The sequence below is a fragment of the Salipiger sp. H15 genome (genome assembly GCF_040409955.1).
Lineage (GTDB): Bacteria > Pseudomonadota > Alphaproteobacteria > Rhodobacterales > Rhodobacteraceae > Salipiger.
The window spans coordinates 115,030-134,382 of the sequence record NZ_CP123387.1; the positions used below are offsets into that span (position 1 = coordinate 115,030).

Genomic DNA, 19,353 nt, shown 5'->3' on the forward strand with positions numbered 1-19,353 from the left:
CGGATCGCCTAGCAGTCGCGGCAAAGGAGCCGACACATGAACACCCCCCTGCTATTCGCCGCCACCGTCCTCATCTGGGGCACCACCTGGATCGCCATCGCCGCGCAGGTCGGCGAGATCCCGGTCACCGTGTCGATCTTCTACCGCTTCGCGCTGGCGGGGCTGCTGATGCTGGCCGGGCTCGCGGCCTTCGGGCGGCTGCGCCGTCCCGCCGCCTGGCGCTTCGTGGTGGTGCAGGCGCTCTGCCTCTTCTGCCTGAACTTCGTCGGGCTCTACTCGGCGACGCGGCTCATCCCCTCGGGCCTCGTCTCGGTGATCTTCTCGCTCGCCTCGATCTTCAACGCGATCAACGCGCGGGTCTTCTTCGGCGAGCGGATCAGCCGGCAGACCGTGCTCGCCGGCACGCTCGGGGTCGGCGGGCTGGTGCTGCTCTTCTGGCACGATCTCGCGGTGGCGCTCGATCCGGCGACGCTGCGCGGCATCGGCTGGGCGGTGCTCGGCACGGCCTTCTTCTCCTGGGGCAACATGGCCTCGCGGCAGAACGCCCGGCTGGGCGTGACGCCGGTGACCGCCAACGCCTGGGGCATGGGGATCGGCGCGCTCTGCCTGCTGGGGATCCTGCTCGCCACGCGCCAGCCGCTCGGGGTGCCGCAGGGCGGCGGCTACTGGCTGGCGCTGGCCTACCTCGCGATTGTCGGCTCGATCGCCGGCTTCACCGCCTACCTCGTGCTGGTGGGGCGCATCGGCTCGGCCCGCGCGGGCTATGCGACCGTGCTCTTTCCCATCGTCGCGCTCTCGGCCTCGACGATCTTCGAGGGCTACCAGTGGACGCCGCTGGCGATCGCCGGGCTGCTGCTCGCCTGCCTCGGCAACCTCGTGATGTTCCGCGCGCGCTAAGGCAACGGGGAGGCGCGGCCCGCGCCTCCCCCGAGAACTCACATCGAGTTGGGCAGGAACAGCACCAGCCCCGGCACGAGGATCAGGATCGCCAGCCGCAGCAGGTCGACCAGCACGAAGGGCATCACCCCGCGGAAGATCGTGGCGAGCCCGACGTTCCGCGCGATGCTGTTGATCACGAAGACGTTCATCCCGATCGGCGGGGTGATCAGCCCCAACTCCACCGTCATCACGATGATGATGCCGAACCAGATCGGGTCGAAGCCGAGCTGGGTGATCACCGGGAAGACGATCGGCACCATCAGGATGATCATCGCCATGGCGTCGAGGAAGCAGCCCAGCACCACGAACAGCACCATGATCAGCACCAGCGTGCCGTAGCGCCCGAGCCCGAGCTCGATCAGCAGCCGGGTCATGTTCTGCGGCACCTGCGTCACGGCAAGGAAGTAGCCGAAGAGGATCGCCCCGATCAGGATGGTGTAGATCGCCACCGAGGTGCGCAGCGCCCCGACGAGGCAGTCGAGCAGCGAGGCCGCCCCGAGCCGTCCGCGCGCGAAGCCGATCGCCGCGGTCAGCACCGCCCCCACCGCCGCCGCCTCGGTCGCCGTCGCGATGCCGAGGTAGATGGTCACGATCACCGCGCCGAAGAGCAGCGCCACCGCCCAGACATCGCGCAGCGCCCGCAGCGCCTCGCCGATGCGGAAGGGCGCGCCCGCGGGCAGGCGCGGCCCGTACCAGAAGCGCACGGTCAGCATGTACATCAGCACCGCCAGCAGGCCGGGCAGGACCCCGGCAATGAAGAGGCTGCCGATGTCCTGCTCGGTGATGTAGCCGTAGACCGCCAGCACCACCGAGGGCGGGATGAGGATGCCAAGCGTGCCGCCCGCCGCGATCACCCCGGTCGCCACGTCGTCGCCGTAGCCGGCGCGCTTCATCTCGGGATAGGCGATGTCGGTCATCGTGGCGGCCGTCGCCACCGACGAGCCGCAGATCGCCGCGAAGCCGGCGCAGGCCCCGACCGTGGCGATGCCGAGCCCGCCGCGGAACGAGCCGAGCGTGGCGTTGGCCGCGCGGAAGAGCTCGCGGCTCATGCCCGAGCGGGTCGCCAGCACGCCCATCAGCACGAAGAACGGGATCAGCGTCAGGTTGAAGTCGGTCACCGTGCGCAGCGGCGAGGTGGCGAGCAGGTTCAGCGCCGGTTTCAGCCCGGTCACCATGCCGAAGCCGCCGACCCCGACGATGCCCATGGCGATGCCGATCGGCACGCGGATCAGCATCAGCAGGAACAGCACGACGAAGCCGCCCGCCGCGATCAGGTCGCGTTCAGTCATTCTTGCCTTCCTTGGCCCGGTTGTCCTGCGCCCGGTCTTCCTCGGGCGGTGTTTCGTGGCCTTCGAGCCCCTCGCCATGGCGCCAGATGCGCCAGAGCCGGAGCGTGGTGGTGAAGAGCGCCGCGATGAGCCCCAGCAGGATCGCGGCGAGGAAGGGCCAGTGCGGGATGCGCAGGTCCATGGTGACCTCGCCGCCGCCGAGCTGCGACAGCACCCGCGCGCCCATCTTCCACACCAGCACCCCGGTGAAGCCGAGCAGGATCGCCCAGGCGGCAAGGTCCATCCAGCGCCGCAGCGCCGGCCCGACCGCCTGCGCCAGCAGGTCCACCTTGATGTGGCTGCCGCGGTAGCCGAGCGAGGCAAAGCCCCAGATCACGGCGATCGCCAGCGTCAGCCGCGAGATGTCGAAGGAATCCGGCAGCGGCGCGGCAAAGAGATACCGCCCCACCGCCGAGACGAAGATGAGCAGCGTGACGAGCCCGAGCATCACCGCGGCGGTTCGCTCCACCCACAGGATCACTTGGTCCGCCGAGCCGTGTCGTTGCCGTGTCATGGCGCCTCGCGTGTTGGGGGGAGCGCAGGCGCTCCCCCGGTTGGCCTCACTTGTAGAGCACGCCGTTGGCGTCGAGCGCCGCGCGCAGCCCCTCGAGGATCGGCTCGGGATCGGAGCCCGCGGCGGTCACGTCCGCCTTCCACGCCTCGAGCGTCGGCACCGCAGCCTCGCGCCAGAGCGCGACCTCCTCGGCGGTGGGGGTGTAGACCGTGTGCTCGGGGTTGCTCAGGATCTCCTCGCGCACGCCCTTGTCGTAGACAGCCCAGCCTTCCGAGAACTTCTTCGACCATTCCGGCGTGCAATGCGCGTCGATCACCGCCTTCTGCTCGGCACTCAGCCCGCCGTAGCTGTCGTTGTTGAACAGCAGCACCTGCGCCGAGAGGTAGAGCGGCATGTCGTTGTGGAACTTGGTCTCCTCGGCGACATTGAACACCTTCATCGCCTCGTAGGGGAAGGTCACCGCGTCGGCGGTGCCGCGCGCCAGCGCCTCGCGCGCCTCGGGGGCGGGCACCTGCACCGAGGCGCCGCCGAGCGAGGCGACGAAGCGCGCCATGGTGGAATGCGCCGGGCGCACGTTCAGCCCCTTCACGTCGGCCGGGACCTTGATCTCGGTCTTGCCGTGGAAGCGGCCGGGCTCGTGCGGGTTGACGAGGCAGAAGTGGACGTCGCCCATCTCCTTCGCGGCATAGTCGCCCGCGTACCATTCATGGATCGCCTTGGCGGCGTTCGGCCCGTCGGTGGCAAGGAAGGGCACGCCCACCAGCTCGTAGATCGGGAAGCGGCCGGCATTGTAGCCGGGGTTCACGTAGCCGATGTCGGCGATGCCGTCGCGGGTCATGTCATAGTGATCCGGCGCCGCGCCAAGCTGCTGGGCCGGAAACACCTCGAACTTGATGGTGCCGCCCGAGTCCGCGGTGATCGAATCCATCCACTCCTGCATGCCGGTCTGCGGCACGGCGTGCTGCGGCGGCAGCCAGTGGGCCAGCCGCAGCGTCACCTCCTGCGCCTGCGCGCAGGTGGTCCCGAGGGCGAGCAGGGCCGCCGCTCCGATGGTCAGTGTCTTCATGGTCTTCCTCCCTAAAAGAGCCCGGTGTTCCCCGGGCCGTCAGTCCGTTTCGATCCCCACCGATTGCAGGGATCCGGCGAGTGCTCCTCCGAGCGCGCCGGCGATGCCGTCCGCGCTCCACCCGCCGTTGGTAATCTCATGCGCGGCCTCGACCGGATGCGCCCAGAGGCTGAGCCGGTCGCCGCCGATGCCGATGCATTGCCCGGTGACCGCGCCCGAGGCCGCCGAGGCAAGGTAGACGACCAGCGGCGCCACGTCCTCCGGCCCGCCGATCCCCATCCGCTGCCGCGCGTCCGCGTCCAGCGCCTCGCCGCGCGCCGCCTGTTCGGTCAGCCCGGCGAGCGCCGGAATGGTGGCGGTCATCGCGGTCAGCGCCGCGGGCACCACGGCATTGACCGTGACCCCGGCGCGGGCGAGCTCCATCGACCAGGTGCGCGCCATGGCGGCGATCCCGGCCTTGGCGGCGGAATAGGCGGTCTGGCCGAAGTTGCCGCGCTGCCCGGCGATCGAGGACATCAGGATCAGCCGCCCCCCCTGCCCCGCCGCGCGCCAGTGCGTCGCGGCGGCACGGGCGCAGGTGAAGCTGCCGCGCAGATGCGTGGCGATCACCGCGTCGAAATCCTCGTCGCTGGTGTTCCACAGCACCCGGTCGCGCAGGATGCCGGCGTTGCAGACGAAGGCGTCGAGCCGCCCGAACCGATCGAGCGCCGCCTGCACGCAGGCCTCGGCCGCCTCCGCCGTGCCGATGGCGGCAACGCAAGGCACGGCGCGCGGGCCGATCTCGGCCGCCACCGCCTCCGCGGCCCCGGCGCCTATGTCGTTGACCACCACCGAGGCGCCCGCCGCGGCCAGCGCCAGCGCCGTGGCGCGGCCGATGCCCTGCCCCGCGCCGGTGACCACCGCGACGCGCCCGTCCAGCCGGATCCCGCCTGCCCCGCTCATCGCCCGACGAACCTCGGGCGGCGTTTCTCCATGAAGGCGCGCGGCCCCTCGCGCGCGTCCTCCGAGGCCATGACGATGCGCTTGGCCTCGTCCTCCATGGCAAAGCCCTCGTCCAGCGGCAGGCCGGAACTGCCCAGCACCACCCGCTTGATCTCGCGCAGCGAGACCGGTCCGTTCGCCGCCAGCACCTCGGCCATCTCGAAGGCCCGCGCCAGCACCTCGCCCTGCGGCACCACGCGGTTGACCAGCCCGAGCGCATGGGCGCGGGCGGCGTCGATCGTGCCGCCGGTGAGCAGCAGCTCCATGGCGACCGGCTCGGGGATCTGGCGGGCAAGCCGCACCAGTGCCCCGGCAAAGGGAATGACCCCGCGCCGCGCCTCGGGCAGGCCGAAGACAGCGTCTTCCGAGGCGATGCGCAGATCCGTGCCCAGCATGGTCTCCATCCCGCCGGCAAGGCAGAGCCCGTTGATCGCGGCGATCACCGGCTTGGCGGGCACGTTGCGGCGCAGCGCCGAGCGGTCCTGCACCTCGGGGTCATTCAGGAAGCGCCGGTCCCAGTCATCCTCGGGTGCGCGGTCGCCCGAGAGCAGCGGCAGCGTCCGCCCCAGATCCCCGCCCGCGCAGAAGGCGAGGTCCCCCGCCCCGGTCAGGATCGCCACGCGCAGAGCGTCATCGGCGTCGAAGGCGGCGAAGGCATCGGCGAGCCGGCAGGCCATCTCGGGCGAGATGGCGTTGCGCACCGCCGGCCGGTTCAGCGTCAGCAGCAGCACCGGGCCGCGGCGTTCCTCGATCAGGTGGGGCGCGCTCATGCGGTGGCATCCTTCTGCAGCATCTCTCCGGCCATCGTCCTCAGGTCGACCTTGCGCACCTTGCCGTTGGCCGTCTTCGGCGTCGCCTCGATGAAGGCGATGTGGCGCGGCACCTTGTGGCGGGCGATCCGCGCCCGGCACCAGTCGCGCAGCGCCCCCGCCTCCAGCCCCTGCCCGGCACGCAGCACGACGAAGGCAAAGATCTCCTCGCCGAACTCCGGGTCGGGCACGCCGACCACCTGCGCCTCGGCGATAGCGGGGTGCTGCATCAGCCAGTCCTCGATCTCGGCGGGGTAGATGTTCTCGCCGCCGCGGATCAGCATGTCCTTGATCCGGCCGAGGATGCGCAGGTGGCCCTCGGCGTCCATGGCGGCGAGATCGCCGCTCTTCAGCCAGCCATCAGCGCTCAAGGTTTCGCGCGTCTGCGCGGGCATGTCGAAATAGCCCGCGGTCACGAGGAAGCCGCGGATCTGCAGCTCGCCCTCGCGGCCGACGGGCCGGGTCTCGCCGCTCTCGGGATCGACGATGCGGATCTCGACATGCGGCAGCGGCACGCCCGCCGTCAGCACCCGCTGCCCGAGCGGTTCCGAGGGCTCGGTCTGGGTGATGATCGGGCTGCATTCGGTCATGCCCATGATGATCACCGGCTCGCAGCCGATCCGCGCGTGCAACTCGAGCATCAGCTGCGGCGGGATCGAGGTGCCGCCCGTGTAGGCGATGCGCCAGCGCGACAGGTCGCGCCCCCCGGCCAGCAGCCGCGGGTCCTGCAGCAGGCGGATGTACATGGTGGGCACGCCGTTGGTGACCGTGCCGCCGTGGCGCTCGATCAGGTCGAGCATCCGCTCGGCGTCGAAATCGGCCATGACGACGAGGCACCCCCCGGCGGCGAGCATCCCCATGACGTTGCACACGCAGCCCGCCGTGTGAAAGAGCGGCATGGCCGAGACCATCACGTCGGTCTCGCGGTAGCCCGCGCGCGCCGCCGCCAGCAGCGCGTTGTTGATCGTGCCGCGGTGGGTCAGCATCGCGCCCTTGGGCTTGCCGGTGGTGCCCGAGGTGAACTGGATCTGCAGCACGTCCCCCGGGCGGACCGCCTCCGCCACCTTGGCCAGCGCCGCGTCGCTCACCTCCGGCGCGGCGGCGCACAGCGCGTCGAAGGGCAGCGCGCCGGGGATCGCGGCCGCGCCGAGCCGCACGACGAGGCGCAGGTCGGGATAGTCCGCGCCCGCGGGCCGTCCGCCGTCGAGCCCCGGCAGCATCTGCGCCAGCATCGCCCCGAGGTCGAAGCCCCGGAAGCTGCCCGCCGCGAACAGCGCCGAGACCCGCGCCTGGCGCAGCAGGTAGTCAAGCTCGCCCTGCCGGAACGACGGGTTCACCGTCACCAGCACCGCCCCGATCCGCCCCAGCGCGTATTCGAGCAGCACCCATTCGGGACAGTTCGCCGACATGACCGCAACCCGCTCGCCCGGCGCGACGCCGCGCGCCAGCAGCGCCTTCGAAAGCTCCGTCACCCGCGCGTCAAGCTGCGCGTAGGTCCAGCTTGCAAGGAACCCGGCTTCGTCGAAGATGAGCGCGGCGCGCTCCGGCAAGGCCGCCGCCCGCTCGGCCAGCAGCGCCCCGAGCACCGTCTCGCGCAGCGGCGCGCCGGACACGTCCGGCAGCCAGTGCGCCTCCCCTGTGGCGGCCATTCCCATCGACGCGTTCCTCCTCCGAGTCGACTATGCATGGACGAGGTCCATGAGGTACTGTACGTAACAGAACTGTTCGAAGTAAAACAAAATCTGCGAGAGGGTGCGACCATGGGCGAAGGGGAAGACATCCAGCCGCGTCTCGACGCCGGCGAGGCCGAGGCGACGCTCGGCTACAAGCTGCGCCTCGCGCAGATCCTCGCCTTCCGCGGCTTCGAGCAGCGCCTCACCGACTATGGCCGCGCGCCGCGCTACCTTGGCCTGCTGCAGGTGATCCGCACCCATCCCGGCCAGCCGCAGAGCCGCATCGCCGAGGCGGTGGCCCTGCCCCGCTCGAGCTTCGTGACCATCCTCGACCAGCTCTCCGCCGACGGGCTGATCGAGCGCCGCCCGTCTGGCTTCGACCGCCGGGTCAACGGCATCTGGCTGACCCCGGCTGGCGAGGAGGTGGTGGCGCAGCTCATGCAGGAGGCGCAGCGCTACGAGGCCGAGATGACCCGCGGCATGACCGAGGACGAGATCGCCTGCGGCCTGCGCGTGCTGCAGAGGCTCATCGACAACCTCTCCTGACGCCATCCCGCCGGGGCGCGCCCGCGCATCGGCCGGGGCGCGCCGGTGCAAAAACGCAGGTCCGATTGCGCCTTGCGCCACGCGGCACACGCGCCTACCAAGCGGGGGTCCCCCTGTGCGCGGCCCCGGCTCCTGTTGTCCGGCCCGGTGCCGTCCCGCCCGACTTCAAGAGATTGCGACCATGCAGAGCACCCCCGTTTCCGCCGGTGGCCCCGCCCCCGTTTCCGATCCCGAAACCGCGGCGCGCAACCGCCTCGTCATCCTGCTGCTGCTGGTCTCGGCCTTCACGGTGATCCTCAACGAGACGATCATGGGCGTCGCCCTGCCCCGCCTGATGAAGGACCTGAACGTCACCGCCAACGCGGCGCAATGGCTGACCACCGCCTTCCTGCTGACCATGGCGGTGGTGATCCCGATCACCGGCTTCCTGCTGCAGCGCCTGCCGACGCGCACCGTCTTCACCATGGCCATGGGCCTCTTCAGCACGGGCACGCTGATCTGCGCGCTGTCGCCGGGGCTGGGCATGCTGATCTTCGGCCGGGTGGTGCAGGCCTGCGGCACGGCGATCATGATGCCGCTCCTGATGACCACGGTGATGACGCTGGTGCCGCCCGAGAGCCGCGGCAAGACCATGGGCAACATCTCGATCGTGATCTCGGTCGCCCCTGCCATCGGGCCGACCATCTCGGGGATCATCCTCAACCTGCTCGACTGGCGCTGGATGTTCTGGCTGGTGCTGCCGATCGGGCTCGGCGCGCTGGCGCTCGGCCAAGCCCGGCTGCAGAACGTCTCCGAGCCGCGCAAGACCCCGCTCGACCTGCTGTCGGTGCCGCTGTCGGTGCTGGCCTTCGGCGGGCTGGTCTACGGGCTCTCGACGCTGGGCGAGGGACAGGCCGCGGGCCATGACAGCAGCGGCGGCGTGCCGGTCTGGCTGCCGCTGGCGGTGGGCTTCGTCGCGCTGGTGCTCTTCGTCAGGCGTCAGGTGCGCCTCGCGCCGCAGGGACGCGCGCTGCTCGACCTGCGCACCTTCCGGGTGAAGGTCTTCACCGTCGCGGTGATCATGATGGGCTTTTGCATGATGTCGCTCTTCGGGATGATCATCCTCTTGCCGATCTACATGCAGAACGTGCTGGGCATGGAGCCGCTCGGGGCGGGCCTGCTGCTGCTGCCGGGCGGGCTTGCCATGGGGCTGATGGCGCCCTGGGTCGGGCGCACCTTCGACCGCATCGGCGCGCGGCGGCTGGTGATCCCCGGCGCGGTGCTGGTCTTCGCCGGGCTCGGCTCGATGGCGCTTCTCGGCACCCAGAGCGCGGTCTGGCAGGTGCTCGCCAGCCACATGCTGCTGAGCATCGGCCTCGCGCTGCTCTTCACCCCGCTCTTCACCTCGGCGCTCGGCTCGCTCCCGCGCGAGCTCTACTCCTACGGCTCGGCGGTGCTGGGCACGGTGCAGCAGGTGGCGGGCGCGGCGGGGATCGCGCTCTTCGTGTCGATCATGTCGATCCGCATCGGCGCCGAGATGGCCGGCGGCGCCGAGCTGGTGGACGCCACGGCGTCCGGCGTGCGGGCGGGCTTCGTCACCGGAGCGCTCATCGCGCTGGTGATGTTCGCCGCCAGCTTCTTCGTCCGCCGCCCGCCGGTGGTGAAGCCGCAGATGCCGGCGCACTGAGCCCGGCACGTCCGGCCGGGCAAGGCACCCGGCCGGTTCCCCCCGCGCGGCGGCGGCGCTCCGCCGCTCCTGCCCCGCGACACCCTGCCTCGCCCCGGCGATCTTGATTTTGCGCCCCGAGGGGGCTCTGCTGCCGCGCAGAGAGTCCCTTCATTTTCAAAAATCGAGATTGCCATGTCCCTTCCCAAGACGATGAAGGCCGCCGTCGTCCCGGCGCTCGGCCAGCCGCTGGAAATCCGCGAGGTGCCGGTGCCGCAGGTCGGCCCCGGGCAGGTGCTGATGCGGGTGCGCGCCTCGGGCGTGTGCCACACCGACCTGCATGCCGCCGAGGGCGACTGGCCGGTGAAGCCCACCGCCCCCTTCATCCCCGGCCACGAGGGTGTCGGCGAGGTCGCCGCGATCGGCGCCGGGGTCACCCACCTCAGGGAAGGCGACCGCATCGGCGCGCCCTGGCTGCACACCGCCTGCGGCCGCTGCGAGCATTGCGTCGGCGGCTGGGAGACGCTCTGCCCCGATCAGCAGATGACCGGCTACACGGTGGACGGCGGCTATGCCGAGTTCGTCCTCGCCGACGCCAATTTCGTCGGGATACTGCCCGACGGGCTCGACTGGGGCCCCGCCGCGCCGGTGCTCTGCGCCGGGGTCACCGTCTACAAGGGCCTCAAGGAGACCGAGGCCAAGCCCGGCCAGTGGGTCGCCGTCTCGGGCATCGGCGGGCTCGGCCACATGGCGGTGCAATACGCCGTGGCCATGGGGCTGCGGGTGATCGCCGTCGACATCTCGGAGGAAAAGCTGGCGCTGGCCCGCAACATGGGGGCCGAGATCGCGCTCAACGCCGCCGAGGTGGACGTGGCGCAGGAGGTGCACAAGCTGGTCGGCGGCGCGCATGGCGTGCTGGTCACCGCCGTGTCGAACGCCGCCTTCGCGCAGGCGGTGGGGATGCTCCGCCGTGGCGGCTTCATGGCGCTGGTCGGCCTGCCGCCGGGGGATTTCCCGCTGCCGATCTTCGACATCGTGCTGCAGCGGATCACCGTGCGCGGCTCGATCGTCGGCACCCGCAACGACCTGCGCGAGGCGCTGGCCTTCGCCGGGGCGGGCAAGGTCGCCTCGCATTTCAGCTGGGACAGGCTCGAGAACATCAACGCGATCTTCGACAAGATGCGCGCCGGGCAGATCGACGGGCGGATCGTGCTCGAGATCTGACGCGGCGCGCTGCGACCTTTTCGCGCTTTCCGGGGCGGGCGCGCCGTGGCATGTGAGCTTCCATGTCGATCCGGCGCGTCCTTCCCGCCTTCGCCTGCGTCCTGGCCCTGCTCCTGGCCCTGACCGGCGTGACCTCGGCCGGGCTGATGGCGCCCGACCGGGAGGCAGCCGCGCGCCTTGCCACAGAGCTTGCCTTCGGCCTCGCGCCGGGGGATCTCTGCGCCCCGCGCGACGACCAGGTGGGCCATTCCGGCCACCCCGGCCATGCCCCGCCCGGGGAGCACGGCGCCCATGCGGGCCACGAGCCGCACGCGGGCCACGATCACCATTGCCCCTTCTGCCACGGCCTGCCCGAGGCCCCTGCCCTCTCGCCCGGCGGGCGCGAGGCGCGGCTGGAGCCCCATGACGGCTGGCGGCAGAGCGCCGACCGCCACCGCGCCGCACAGGCGCGCGACGCCGGCCATGCCCCGAGAGCCCCTCCGACCCCGATCTGAGACCTGTGCGCCGCAGGCCTTTCGCCTGCCCCTCTCAGACCCCGCCCCGGCGGGCCTTTCGGATTGACCCCATGACAGACACCACCCGACGCGCGGCCTCCGCCGCGCTCTACCGCGCCGTCTGGCGCTGGCATTTCATCGCGGGACTGCTCGTCCTGCCCTTCTTGCTGATCCTCGCCGTCACCGGCGGCATCTACCTCTTCAAGGACGAGATCAACGACGCGGCCTACAGCCGCCTGCGCCTCGTCGCGCCGGCGGGCGAGATGCTCGCCCCCTCGGCCCTCGCCGCCGCCGCGCTCGCCGCGCATCCCGGCGAGCTCAAGGCCTATACCCCGCCCGCCGCCGCGGACCGCAGCGCCGAGCTCGACATCCTCGGGCCGGACGGGCTCAAGAACACGGTCTACGTGAACCCCTACAGCGGCGAGGTGCTGGGCACGCTCTGGGACGGCGGCGCCACCGGGAGCCCGGCGATGTACGTGGTGCGCAAGCTGCACTCGCTGGAATACGTCGGCTGGCTCGGCAACCGGCTGATCGAGGCCGCAGCAGGCTGGATGGTGCTGCTGGTCGCCACCGGCACCTACCTCTGGTGGCCGCGCGGCAAGGGGCTTGGGACCACCCGCATCAAGGCCACGCGCGGCAGTCCCTGGTGGCGCGACCTGCACGCGGTCACGGGGATCTACACCGGGGTCTTCATCGTCTTCCTCGCGATGACCGGCCTGCCCTGGTCGGGTGTCTGGGGAGCCAAGTTCTACGACACCGCCAACGCGCTCGGCCTCGGCATGCCCGAGGGCTACTGGTCCGGCCTGCCCGCCTCGACCGTACCGCTGTCCGAGGCCACCGACCGCGCCCCCTGGATCATCGAGAAACAGCCCGTGCCGCTGTCCGGCACAGCCAGCGGCGTGCCGCAGACGCTCGACCAGGTGGTCGCCACGGTCGAGGAACGCGGCATCGTGCCCGGCTACTCGGTGTCGATGCCGCGGGGGCCGGAGGGGGTCTTCACCGCCTCGGTCTACCCCGACGACATCACCTACGAGCGGGTGATCCACCTCGACCAGTACAGCGGCGCGGTGCTCTACGACGCCGATCTTGCCGATCTCGGCACGCTCGGCCGCTGGGCCGAATGGGGGATCTCGGTGCACATGGGCCAGGAATGGGGCCTCGTGAACCAGGTCGTGCTGCTGCTCGCCTGCCTCGCCATGGTCGGGCTCTGCGTCTCGGGCGCGGTGATGTGGTGGAAGCGCCGCCCCTCGGGCGCGCTCGGCGTGCCGCAGGTGCCCGCCGACTGGCGCATCCCGCGCACGCTGCTGGTCATGGCCGTCGCGGCGGGGGTCTTCTTCCCGCTGGTCGGCCTGTCGATGCTGCTGCTGGCGGCGGTCGAGATCGCGGTGCACCTGCGCAGCCGCCAGCCCCGCCCGGCCTGAGCCGCCCCGGGAGCCCCCGGACAGGAGAACGCCGGCCGCGCCTGGACGCGACCGGCCCCCCGGGGGTGCGGTGCCCCCGTCCCCGCGTGGTGCCCGGTTCCGCAACCGGGCGCCCCGCATCCCTGTGTCGGTCCCCCCGTGTCAGGCGACCATCATCGGATCGTCGAAATACCCCGTGTAGACATCGGCCCCGAACTGGCGGACCTCGGCGGGAACCTCCGCCACGCCGGCCGGAACGGCGGTGAAATTCGCCGCCCCGTCGTTGAACAGCACCAGCACCTCGCTCGACGCGTCCCGCGTGGTCAGCAGCATGTCGAGGTCGCCGTCCCCGTCGAAATCCGCCGCCTCCCGCACCGAGCCCCGGATCGCCGGATCGAACGAGACGATCTCCATCCCGAGCCCGTCCGGGGTCCCGGTGATGTCGAAGACCCGCAGCCCCGGCTCGAAGCCCTGAGACGGATCGTCGATCCCCGCGGCGACCACCTCGAGCCCCGGCTCCGCATCGAAATTGCCGACCACGAAGAAGCCCGGGCTCTCGGCCCCGTAGAAGCTTGGACCGGCCCCCGGCGCCTGCGCCCCGGTGCCGTCGTTGAGGTAGGAAAACAGACCCCCACCCTCGCTGACCGCGAGATACATCACGTCGTTGTCGCCATCGCCGTCGAGATCGGCCACCGTCTCGAGCGCATTGCCATCGTCGCTCTGCTGCATGTAGCCCGCCGTCTCGAAGCCGCCAGCCCCGTCGTTGATCAGCACCCATGTCGCGCTCAGCTCGTAGTCCGAGCTCAGCAGCAGGTCCGGCAGCGGATCGCCGTTCATGTCGGCGAGGATCAGCGCGTTGCCGTAATAGCCCGGCTCCGGCAGCCCGGACGGCAGGTCGATCAGCCGCAGGGTGAAGCTGCCCTCGCCGTCGTTCTCGAACATCGCGATCGCCTCGCCGGCGACCGAGAAGGCCGGCAGGTCGATGTCGCCGTCGCCGTCCATGTCCCCCGGCGTGCCGAACTCGAGGACTTGCGTCGCGTATTCGAGCCAGCCGCTCGGGTAGGACTTGAGCGTGAGGCCGAAGCTCTCGGTGGTGCTATGCGCGGTGAAGCTGCCGGTGCCGTCGTTCTCGTAGACCGTGGTGGTCAGCTCGAAGCTGATCTCCTGCGGCAGATCGGAATACTCCGGCGCCGGGAAGACATCGCTGGTGATCGCGACCGAGAAGAAATCCGTGTCGCCGTCGCCATCCATGTCGAGGATGCGCAGCCCGTCGCCCGAAGGCACCCCCGTCGCCTGCTCGGTGAAGTGGCCGCTGCCGTCATTCAGCGCGATGCGCATCTCGCCGTCCCGCGCAAAGGCGAGATCGAGCGAGCGCACCTGCGGCACGGGCCCGCCGGAGCCGCCCTCGACCGCGCTGAACTCGAGGTAATCCACCCGCAGCGGCTCGCCGCCATTGCCCTGCCCGCGCAGCTCGATCACGTCGCCCGCCGCGAGGTCCAGCGCCTCGATCACCTGCGAGGCGCGGCTCTGCGTGCTGGCGATGGTCGCGCCCGTGGCCGCGTCCCAGTCGAACTCGGCGACCACCGCGTCATTGACCAGCACCTGCATCGAGGAGGCCCCGTCGCTCTCGTCGAAATAGCCGATCGCAAGGTCGAAACTGCCCGCCTGCTGCACCGTGTAGGCCGCGCGCGCCGTGCCGCCCCCCGTGTGCTGAAGCGTCTGCCCGCCCGAGGCGGCGCCATTGCCCGCGACGGTGAAGCCCGACAGGATCTGCAGGTCCTCCGCCTCGATGACGAAGCCCTCGCCGAGCGCCGGGGTGGCGCTGGCACGGATGCCGATCGCGTCGGTGCGCAGCGGCTCGCCGCCATCGCCCTGCCCGCGCAGCTCGATCACGTCGCCCGCCGCCAGCACCAGCCCGCTGACCGTGGTCTCGGCCGCCGACGCCTTCGTGACGATCGCCGCCCCCGAGGCGCTCTCCCAGTCGAACGCCGCGACCACCGCGCCGTTCACCAGCACCTCCATGTAGGAGCGGCCGTCGCTCTCGTCGAAATAGCTGAGGGAAAGGTCGTAAAGCCCTGCGGTGCCGCCGAAAATCCCGCCCGCGCGCGAGCTGGCGCCGCTTGCCTGAAGATAGCTCTCTGCCGAGGCATGGGGGTTGGCCGCGATGGTGTAACCGTTTGCGATGGTGAGGGTTTCGGCTTCGGTCAGCCCGGGTCCGATGGGTGCGGCAAAGGCAAAGTCAGGAAAATCGAACACCGACGCCATGAAGGAAGTCGCGGGCATGCGGATGCCTCCGGAAAAGGAATATCTGAAAAATAGCATTAAAGAATACGCTCACAGACTGCGCTGACGGCGTCCCAGCGTCAACTCGCCGATGGCGGTCGGCAATTCTTCGCGCAGCTTCCGGGGCCGCCGCGCGGGGCCGGGTCAGGCGATGACCTGCACCTCGTCGATGCCGGCGTCGATGCCCCGGCAGACGCTCAGCAGGCGCGCCCCGAGATGGCCCGAGACGTAGCTCGCGTGGAAGCGCGAGGGCGCACGCAGCACCAGCCGCCCCCCTGCCCTCTCGCGCCGCTCGAGCGCCGCGAACCAGGCGGCGTAGAGCGCCGGGTCCTCGGCGTGCAGGATTGCCCGGGCCAGCCCCCAGTCTGACTCGTCGCCGAGATCCGGCGCGGGAATTTTTCCCTTGATCGGGAGCGGCACGATTTTCTCGTCCGGCGCCTCGCTGCCGGAGAGGCGCTGCTCGAAATCCGGGCCGACGTCGCCCCAGCGGTCACGGCTGTCCTCGAGGATGCGCTCGATGGCGAGGGAGTACTCGCTGACCCGGCCGCGCGCGCCCTGGCGCTTCACCCGCAGCCAGCCCATGGCGCGCAGCTTGGCCATCTCGCGCTTGACCGTGCGCTCGTCGACCATCCACAGCCGGGCGATTTCGCGCTGGCCGACGGCCAGTTCGTCGCGGGCCCAGTTGTAGCGCGCGGTGATCAGCGTCATGAGCCGCAGCACCAGCACCTGGCGCGCCTTCTCCTGCGCCAGCGCATAGGCCCCCATCACGGTGAGCAAGTCGTATTTGAGGGCCGAGGCATTGCGCCCGACCGCTTTCGTGGCAAGCATCCTGCTGCCCCTCGCCTGTGTCTCCGCGGTGTCGCGGTGCCTCGAAGTATGCAGGCTCTGGCGGCCTGTTGCGTCTTTGGCGGTGAGTGCGAACGCTGCTTTCCGTCAAAACGCAACGCTCTTTCCCAACCTTGAGCTATTTGCGTCCGCTTTCTCGATTCTGTCAAGCGGTGGGGTCCGATCGCTTTGCCCCCCTTCCCTTTTCCGAATGGAAAAATGGGTATTCTGGTATTGGGGGACATGCAGGACGTCCCCTATTGAGGCAAAAATGTCCCCCAATATGTAGCGGAACGCCGGATCGTGTCCCCCATTATTCGGTCCCCCCGCCGACCCGCCGCCGGGATTTTCCGAATCGGATCCATGCCTTGCAGGACGCTGTTCGACCAGGCTGGGCAGGGAAGACACGCAAATTCGCGGATTCACCGTTCAAAGACTATTAGGTTTTGCCTTGAATGCAAATTCGGCGTAAATTCCCGAGCATCGGAAATTAGCGTCCCGCGTTTCTTCCGATCAGGCTGTCCCCGCGGGGACAAACCGCATCGGCAAGGCGCACCGGGCTGTCCCCGCGGGGACAGGGCGCGAAGTCCCCCGGCGGGACGACCCGGAAGTCCACCTGTCCCCGCGGGGACAGTATAGAGAGCAAGGCGTCCCCGCGGGGACAGTGAAGAGCAGATGCGTCCCCGCGGGGACGCGGAGTGGTGAGTGTCCCCGCGGGGACGGACGGAACAAGCGCCCGCAGCGGCGCGACATTGAAAGCGTCCCCGCGGGGACAGGAGGCAGGATGTTTACACACGAAGACCTGGCGCGGCTGCAGGCGCAGTCGCTGAAGATGCAGGGCTGGATCCGCCAGCAGACCTTCTCGCCCGAGCTCGAGAAGACCCTGCGCCGCTTCTCAAGCTGGGAGGTGGCCGAGCTGATCCTGCAGGTGAACCAGTCGACCCTGCGGGGCCGCATGGCCGCCGAGCCGCACCTGCCGCAGGGCCTCGTCGAAGAGGACGGCCGCCAGCGCTGGTACTCGCTGGAAGAGATCAACGAGATCCGCCGCAAGCTGAAGGTCAACCGCAAGAGCCTGATGCCCTACCGCCCGGCGAAGAAGCGGGCCTTCCGGGTGGCCATCTCGAACTTCAAGGGCGGCGCCGGCAAGTCCACCGTGGCGCTGCACTTCGCCCATGCCGCGGCGCTCGACGGCTACCGCGTGCTCTGCGTCGACTTCGACCCGCAGGCGACGCTTAGCCACTCGATGGGCCTGTCGGACGTCACCGAGGAATACACCGTCTGGGGCATCATGGCGCGCGACCTCATCCGCGAGACCGAGCGGATGAACGCCGCCACCCGCGGCGCCGAGAGCGGCTCCGCCCTGCCCCAGCGCAAGCTGCCCGAGGCGATCACCTCGATGGGCCTGCGCGACCTGCGCGCCGCCGACTTCATCAAGCCGACCTCCTGGCCGACCATCGACATCATCCCCAGCTGCGCCAACGCGGCCTTCGTCGAGTTCGCCTCGGCGCAGTACCGGCACCTCAACCCGGAGTGGTCGTTCTTCGCCGCGGTCAGCCGCTACCTCGACAGCCTGCCGCCCGATGCCTATGACCTGGTGATCTTCGACTGCCCGCCCGCCATCGGGTACCAGAGCATGAACGCGGTCTTCGCCGCCGACATGCTCTACATCCCCTCGGGGCCGGGCTACTGGGAATACGACTCCACCACCTCGTTCATCGGCCAGCTCTCCGAGGCGCTCGGGGATCTGTCGGGCTTCGAGGGGGTTGTCCCCGCGGGGACACTCACCCTGCCCAAGGCCTTCCTCGACATCCGCTTCCTGCTCACCCGCTACGAGACCGGCAACGAGCTGCACCGCGCGATGCGTCAAGCCTTCCAGAAGGTCTGGGAGGACAGGATGACCGAGCACCCGATCGAGATGACCCGCGCGGTCGAGCAGTCCGGGCGCTTCCTGAGCTCGATCTACGAGATCGACTACCGCGAGATGACGCGGGAAACCTGGCGCCGGGCGCGCGCCTCCTTCGACCGCGCCTACGAGGAATTCCGCTCCCACGTGCAGGTGGCCTGGGACAAGCTGGAGGATGAGGCATGAGCAAGCGACGCGGCTTCGACATCGACTTCCCCGAGACGGCAGACGGGGCCTACACCGGCGATCTGCGCAAGCCCAAACCCGAGGAGCCCGCGAAACCCGCGTCCCGGCGGGGACCGATGGCGGCGGCGATCACGGAAAACGCCGAGGCCCTGCGCGACCGCGCCGAGGCCGAGCGCGCCATCCGCGAAGAGAACGACCGGCTGGCGCATGACTACGTGCGGCTGAAGCGCGCCGGGCTGATCACCGACCTCGTGCCGATCGACGCGGTGCGGGCCACCAAGCTGACCCGCGACCGCGCCGCCGGGCCCGACCCCGAGATCGAGGAACTGAAGGCCTCGATCCGCGAGGTGGGCCTCTCGAACCCGATCCGCGTCGAGCCGGTGGGCGACCATTACGAGCTGGTGCAGGGCTTCCGCCGGCTCTCGGCCTACCGCGAGCTCTACGCCGAAACCGGGGACGAGACCTATGCCCGCATCCCCGCGGGGCTGGTCGCCTCGGGCGAGGCGCTGGTCGATCTCTACCGCAAGATGGTCGACGAGAACCTCGTGCGCCGCGGCATCTCCTTTGCCGAGATGGCGCAGCTGGCGCTGGCCTTCACCCGCGACGAGGACACCGGCGTCACCGACATCGAGGAGGCGATCACCCTGCTCTACGCCTCCGCCGGGCGGCAGAAGCGCAGCTACATCCGGCATTTCGCCACGCTGATCGAGGAACTGGGCGAGGACCTGCGCCACGCCGAGGCGATCCCCCGCAAGCTCGGGCTCGACCTCGTCAAGCGCATGGGGGACGAGGAGGGCTTTGCCTCGGGGCTGCGCGAGATGCTGGCCGGGCAGGGCGAGGTCTCGTCCGATTACGAGGTGGCGCGGCTCACCGACGCGCTGAAGAGCGCGCCCAAGGCCGGGCCGAAGCCGAAGGGCAGCAGCGCCAATGCGGCCGCCAAGACCACGCTGCGCTGCACTGTCCCCGCGGGGACAGTGCGCTGCGCGGCGCGCGACGGCCGGGTGGAACTGGCGATGGAGCGCGACTTCTCGAGCATCGACCGCCACCGGCTCGAGGCCGCGGTCGCCGCCTTCATGGCCGCGCTCGACGACTGACGCTCGCCAAAGCCGCGCCGGGCCGAGGCCCCTGTCCCCGCGGGGACAGCGGCTTTTTTCTTGCCCGCACCCCGCAGGCCGCGTCCCCCGAAACAACCTGTCCCCGCGGGGACAGGTCCGTGAGCCGCTCCGACCTGCCAGACTGTCCCCGCGGGGACAGCACAAAAATCGCCGCACCGCACCGGACCTTTCGTCCCCGCGGGGACAGCGCCCCGATCACATCGGCCGGTGATCGGCATGGCCTGTCCCCGCGGGGACAGCGACGATCCGGCGCCGCTCTTCCCGGTCGTGTCCCCGCGGGGACAGATCGCAGCGCACCCTTTTCCATGGCCCGCTATCGAGAGGGGAGCGCGCGCCCTCCAGAGGCATGGGGGCCGGGGCGGGGGCAAAGCCGCTGTCCCCGCGGGGACAAACACTCTCCGGCTGCGCCTCTCTCTCATAGT

General features: G+C 70.3%; 16 protein-coding genes. 8 read left to right on the forward strand and 8 right to left on the reverse strand.

Annotation, left to right across the window (positions count from 1 at the left end; all coding sequences use genetic code 11):
- Positions 1 to 36 precede the first annotated feature (36 nt).
- The gene (locus tag PVT71_RS25130; protein ID WP_353476236.1) at positions 37 to 897 is read left to right on the forward strand and encodes a DMT family transporter; all 861 of its coding nucleotides are present in this window, start codon (positions 37 to 39) and stop codon (positions 895 to 897) included.
- 38 nt (positions 898 to 935) lie between these two features.
- Here the strand turns inward: PVT71_RS25130 and PVT71_RS25135 are convergent, their stop codons facing one another.
- Genes PVT71_RS25135 through PVT71_RS25160 form a run of 6 tightly spaced genes read right to left on the reverse strand, consistent with a single transcriptional unit; the run spans position 936 to position 7,286 of the window.
- On the reverse strand, positions 936 to 2,228 hold the full coding sequence (locus PVT71_RS25135) for a TRAP transporter large permease (protein ID WP_353476237.1): 1,293 nt from the start codon (positions 2,226 to 2,228) through the stop codon (positions 936 to 938).
- On the reverse strand, positions 2,221 to 2,781 hold the full coding sequence (locus tag PVT71_RS25140; protein ID WP_353476238.1) for a TRAP transporter small permease: 561 nt from the start codon (positions 2,779 to 2,781) through the stop codon (positions 2,221 to 2,223). Before PVT71_RS25140 ends, PVT71_RS25135 begins: the two co-directional genes overlap by 8 nt.
- Positions 2,782 to 2,827: 46 nt before the next feature.
- Entirely contained in the window at positions 2,828 to 3,847 is a 1,020-nt protein-coding gene (locus tag PVT71_RS25145) for a TRAP transporter substrate-binding protein (RefSeq protein ID WP_353476239.1), read from the reverse strand.
- A gap of 39 nt (positions 3,848 to 3,886) precedes the next feature.
- Positions 3,887 to 4,789 carry an SDR family NAD(P)-dependent oxidoreductase gene (locus tag PVT71_RS25150; RefSeq protein ID WP_353476240.1) on the reverse strand — a complete coding sequence of 301 codons (903 nt, stop codon included), beginning with the start codon at positions 4,787 to 4,789 and terminating at the stop codon, positions 3,887 to 3,889.
- Positions 4,786 to 5,598, reverse strand: a complete 813-nt coding sequence (locus PVT71_RS25155) for an enoyl-CoA hydratase-related protein (protein WP_353476241.1) — start codon at positions 5,596 to 5,598, stop codon at positions 4,786 to 4,788. The genes PVT71_RS25150 and PVT71_RS25155 overlap by 4 nt, the downstream gene beginning before the upstream one ends.
- Positions 5,595 to 7,286, reverse strand: coding sequence for an AMP-binding protein (locus tag PVT71_RS25160; protein WP_353476242.1), 1,692 nt, complete (start codon positions 7,284 to 7,286; stop codon positions 5,595 to 5,597). The genes PVT71_RS25155 and PVT71_RS25160 overlap by 4 nt, the downstream gene beginning before the upstream one ends.
- 111 nt (positions 7,287 to 7,397) lie before the next feature.
- Between PVT71_RS25160 and PVT71_RS25165 the strand changes: the two genes are divergently transcribed.
- From PVT71_RS25165 to PVT71_RS25185, 5 genes are all read left to right on the forward strand, one after another.
- Positions 7,398 to 7,856 carry a MarR family transcriptional regulator gene (locus PVT71_RS25165; RefSeq protein WP_353476243.1) on the forward strand — a complete coding sequence of 153 codons (459 nt, stop codon included), beginning with the start codon at positions 7,398 to 7,400 and terminating at the stop codon, positions 7,854 to 7,856.
- 181 nt (positions 7,857 to 8,037) lie between these two features.
- The gene (locus tag PVT71_RS25170; protein WP_353476244.1) at positions 8,038 to 9,522 is read left to right on the forward strand and encodes an MDR family MFS transporter; all 1,485 of its coding nucleotides are present in this window, start codon (positions 8,038 to 8,040) and stop codon (positions 9,520 to 9,522) included.
- A gap of 174 nt (positions 9,523 to 9,696) precedes the next feature.
- Positions 9,697 to 10,725: an alcohol dehydrogenase AdhP gene (gene adhP / locus PVT71_RS25175; protein ID WP_353476245.1), complete on the forward strand. Its 1,029-nt coding sequence runs from the start codon at positions 9,697 to 9,699 to the stop codon at positions 10,723 to 10,725.
- A gap of 62 nt (positions 10,726 to 10,787) precedes the next feature.
- On the forward strand, positions 10,788 to 11,219 hold the full coding sequence (locus PVT71_RS25180; RefSeq protein WP_353476246.1) for a hypothetical protein: 432 nt from the start codon (positions 10,788 to 10,790) through the stop codon (positions 11,217 to 11,219).
- Positions 11,220 to 11,290: 71 nt separating this feature from the next.
- Positions 11,291 to 12,640 carry a PepSY domain-containing protein gene (locus PVT71_RS25185; protein WP_353476247.1) on the forward strand — a complete coding sequence of 450 codons (1,350 nt, stop codon included), beginning with the start codon at positions 11,291 to 11,293 and terminating at the stop codon, positions 12,638 to 12,640.
- A 141-nt stretch (positions 12,641 to 12,781) separates the two neighbouring features.
- Here PVT71_RS25185 and PVT71_RS25190 read toward each other — a convergent pair whose 3' ends face one another.
- Together PVT71_RS25190 and PVT71_RS25195 are read right to left on the reverse strand one after the other, a co-directional pair.
- The gene (locus PVT71_RS25190; protein WP_353476248.1) at positions 12,782 to 14,902 is read right to left on the reverse strand and encodes an FG-GAP-like repeat-containing protein; all 2,121 of its coding nucleotides are present in this window, start codon (positions 14,900 to 14,902) and stop codon (positions 12,782 to 12,784) included.
- Positions 14,903 to 15,046: 144 nt separating this feature from the next.
- A complete protein-coding gene (locus PVT71_RS25195) occupies positions 15,047 to 15,730 on the reverse strand; it encodes a hypothetical protein (protein ID WP_353476249.1) in 684 nt (227 codons plus the stop codon).
- A 781-nt stretch (positions 15,731 to 16,511) separates the two neighbouring features.
- Here PVT71_RS25195 and PVT71_RS25200 point away from each other — a divergent pair.
- Both PVT71_RS25200 and PVT71_RS25205 read left to right on the forward strand, forming a co-directional pair.
- Positions 16,512 to 17,816, forward strand: a complete 1,305-nt coding sequence (locus PVT71_RS25200) for an AAA family ATPase (protein WP_353476250.1) — start codon at positions 16,512 to 16,514, stop codon at positions 17,814 to 17,816.
- Positions 17,813 to 18,910, forward strand: coding sequence for a ParB N-terminal domain-containing protein (locus PVT71_RS25205; protein ID WP_353476251.1), 1,098 nt, complete (start codon positions 17,813 to 17,815; stop codon positions 18,908 to 18,910). Before PVT71_RS25200 ends, PVT71_RS25205 begins: the two co-directional genes overlap by 4 nt.
- Positions 18,911 to 19,353 lie beyond the last annotated feature (443 nt).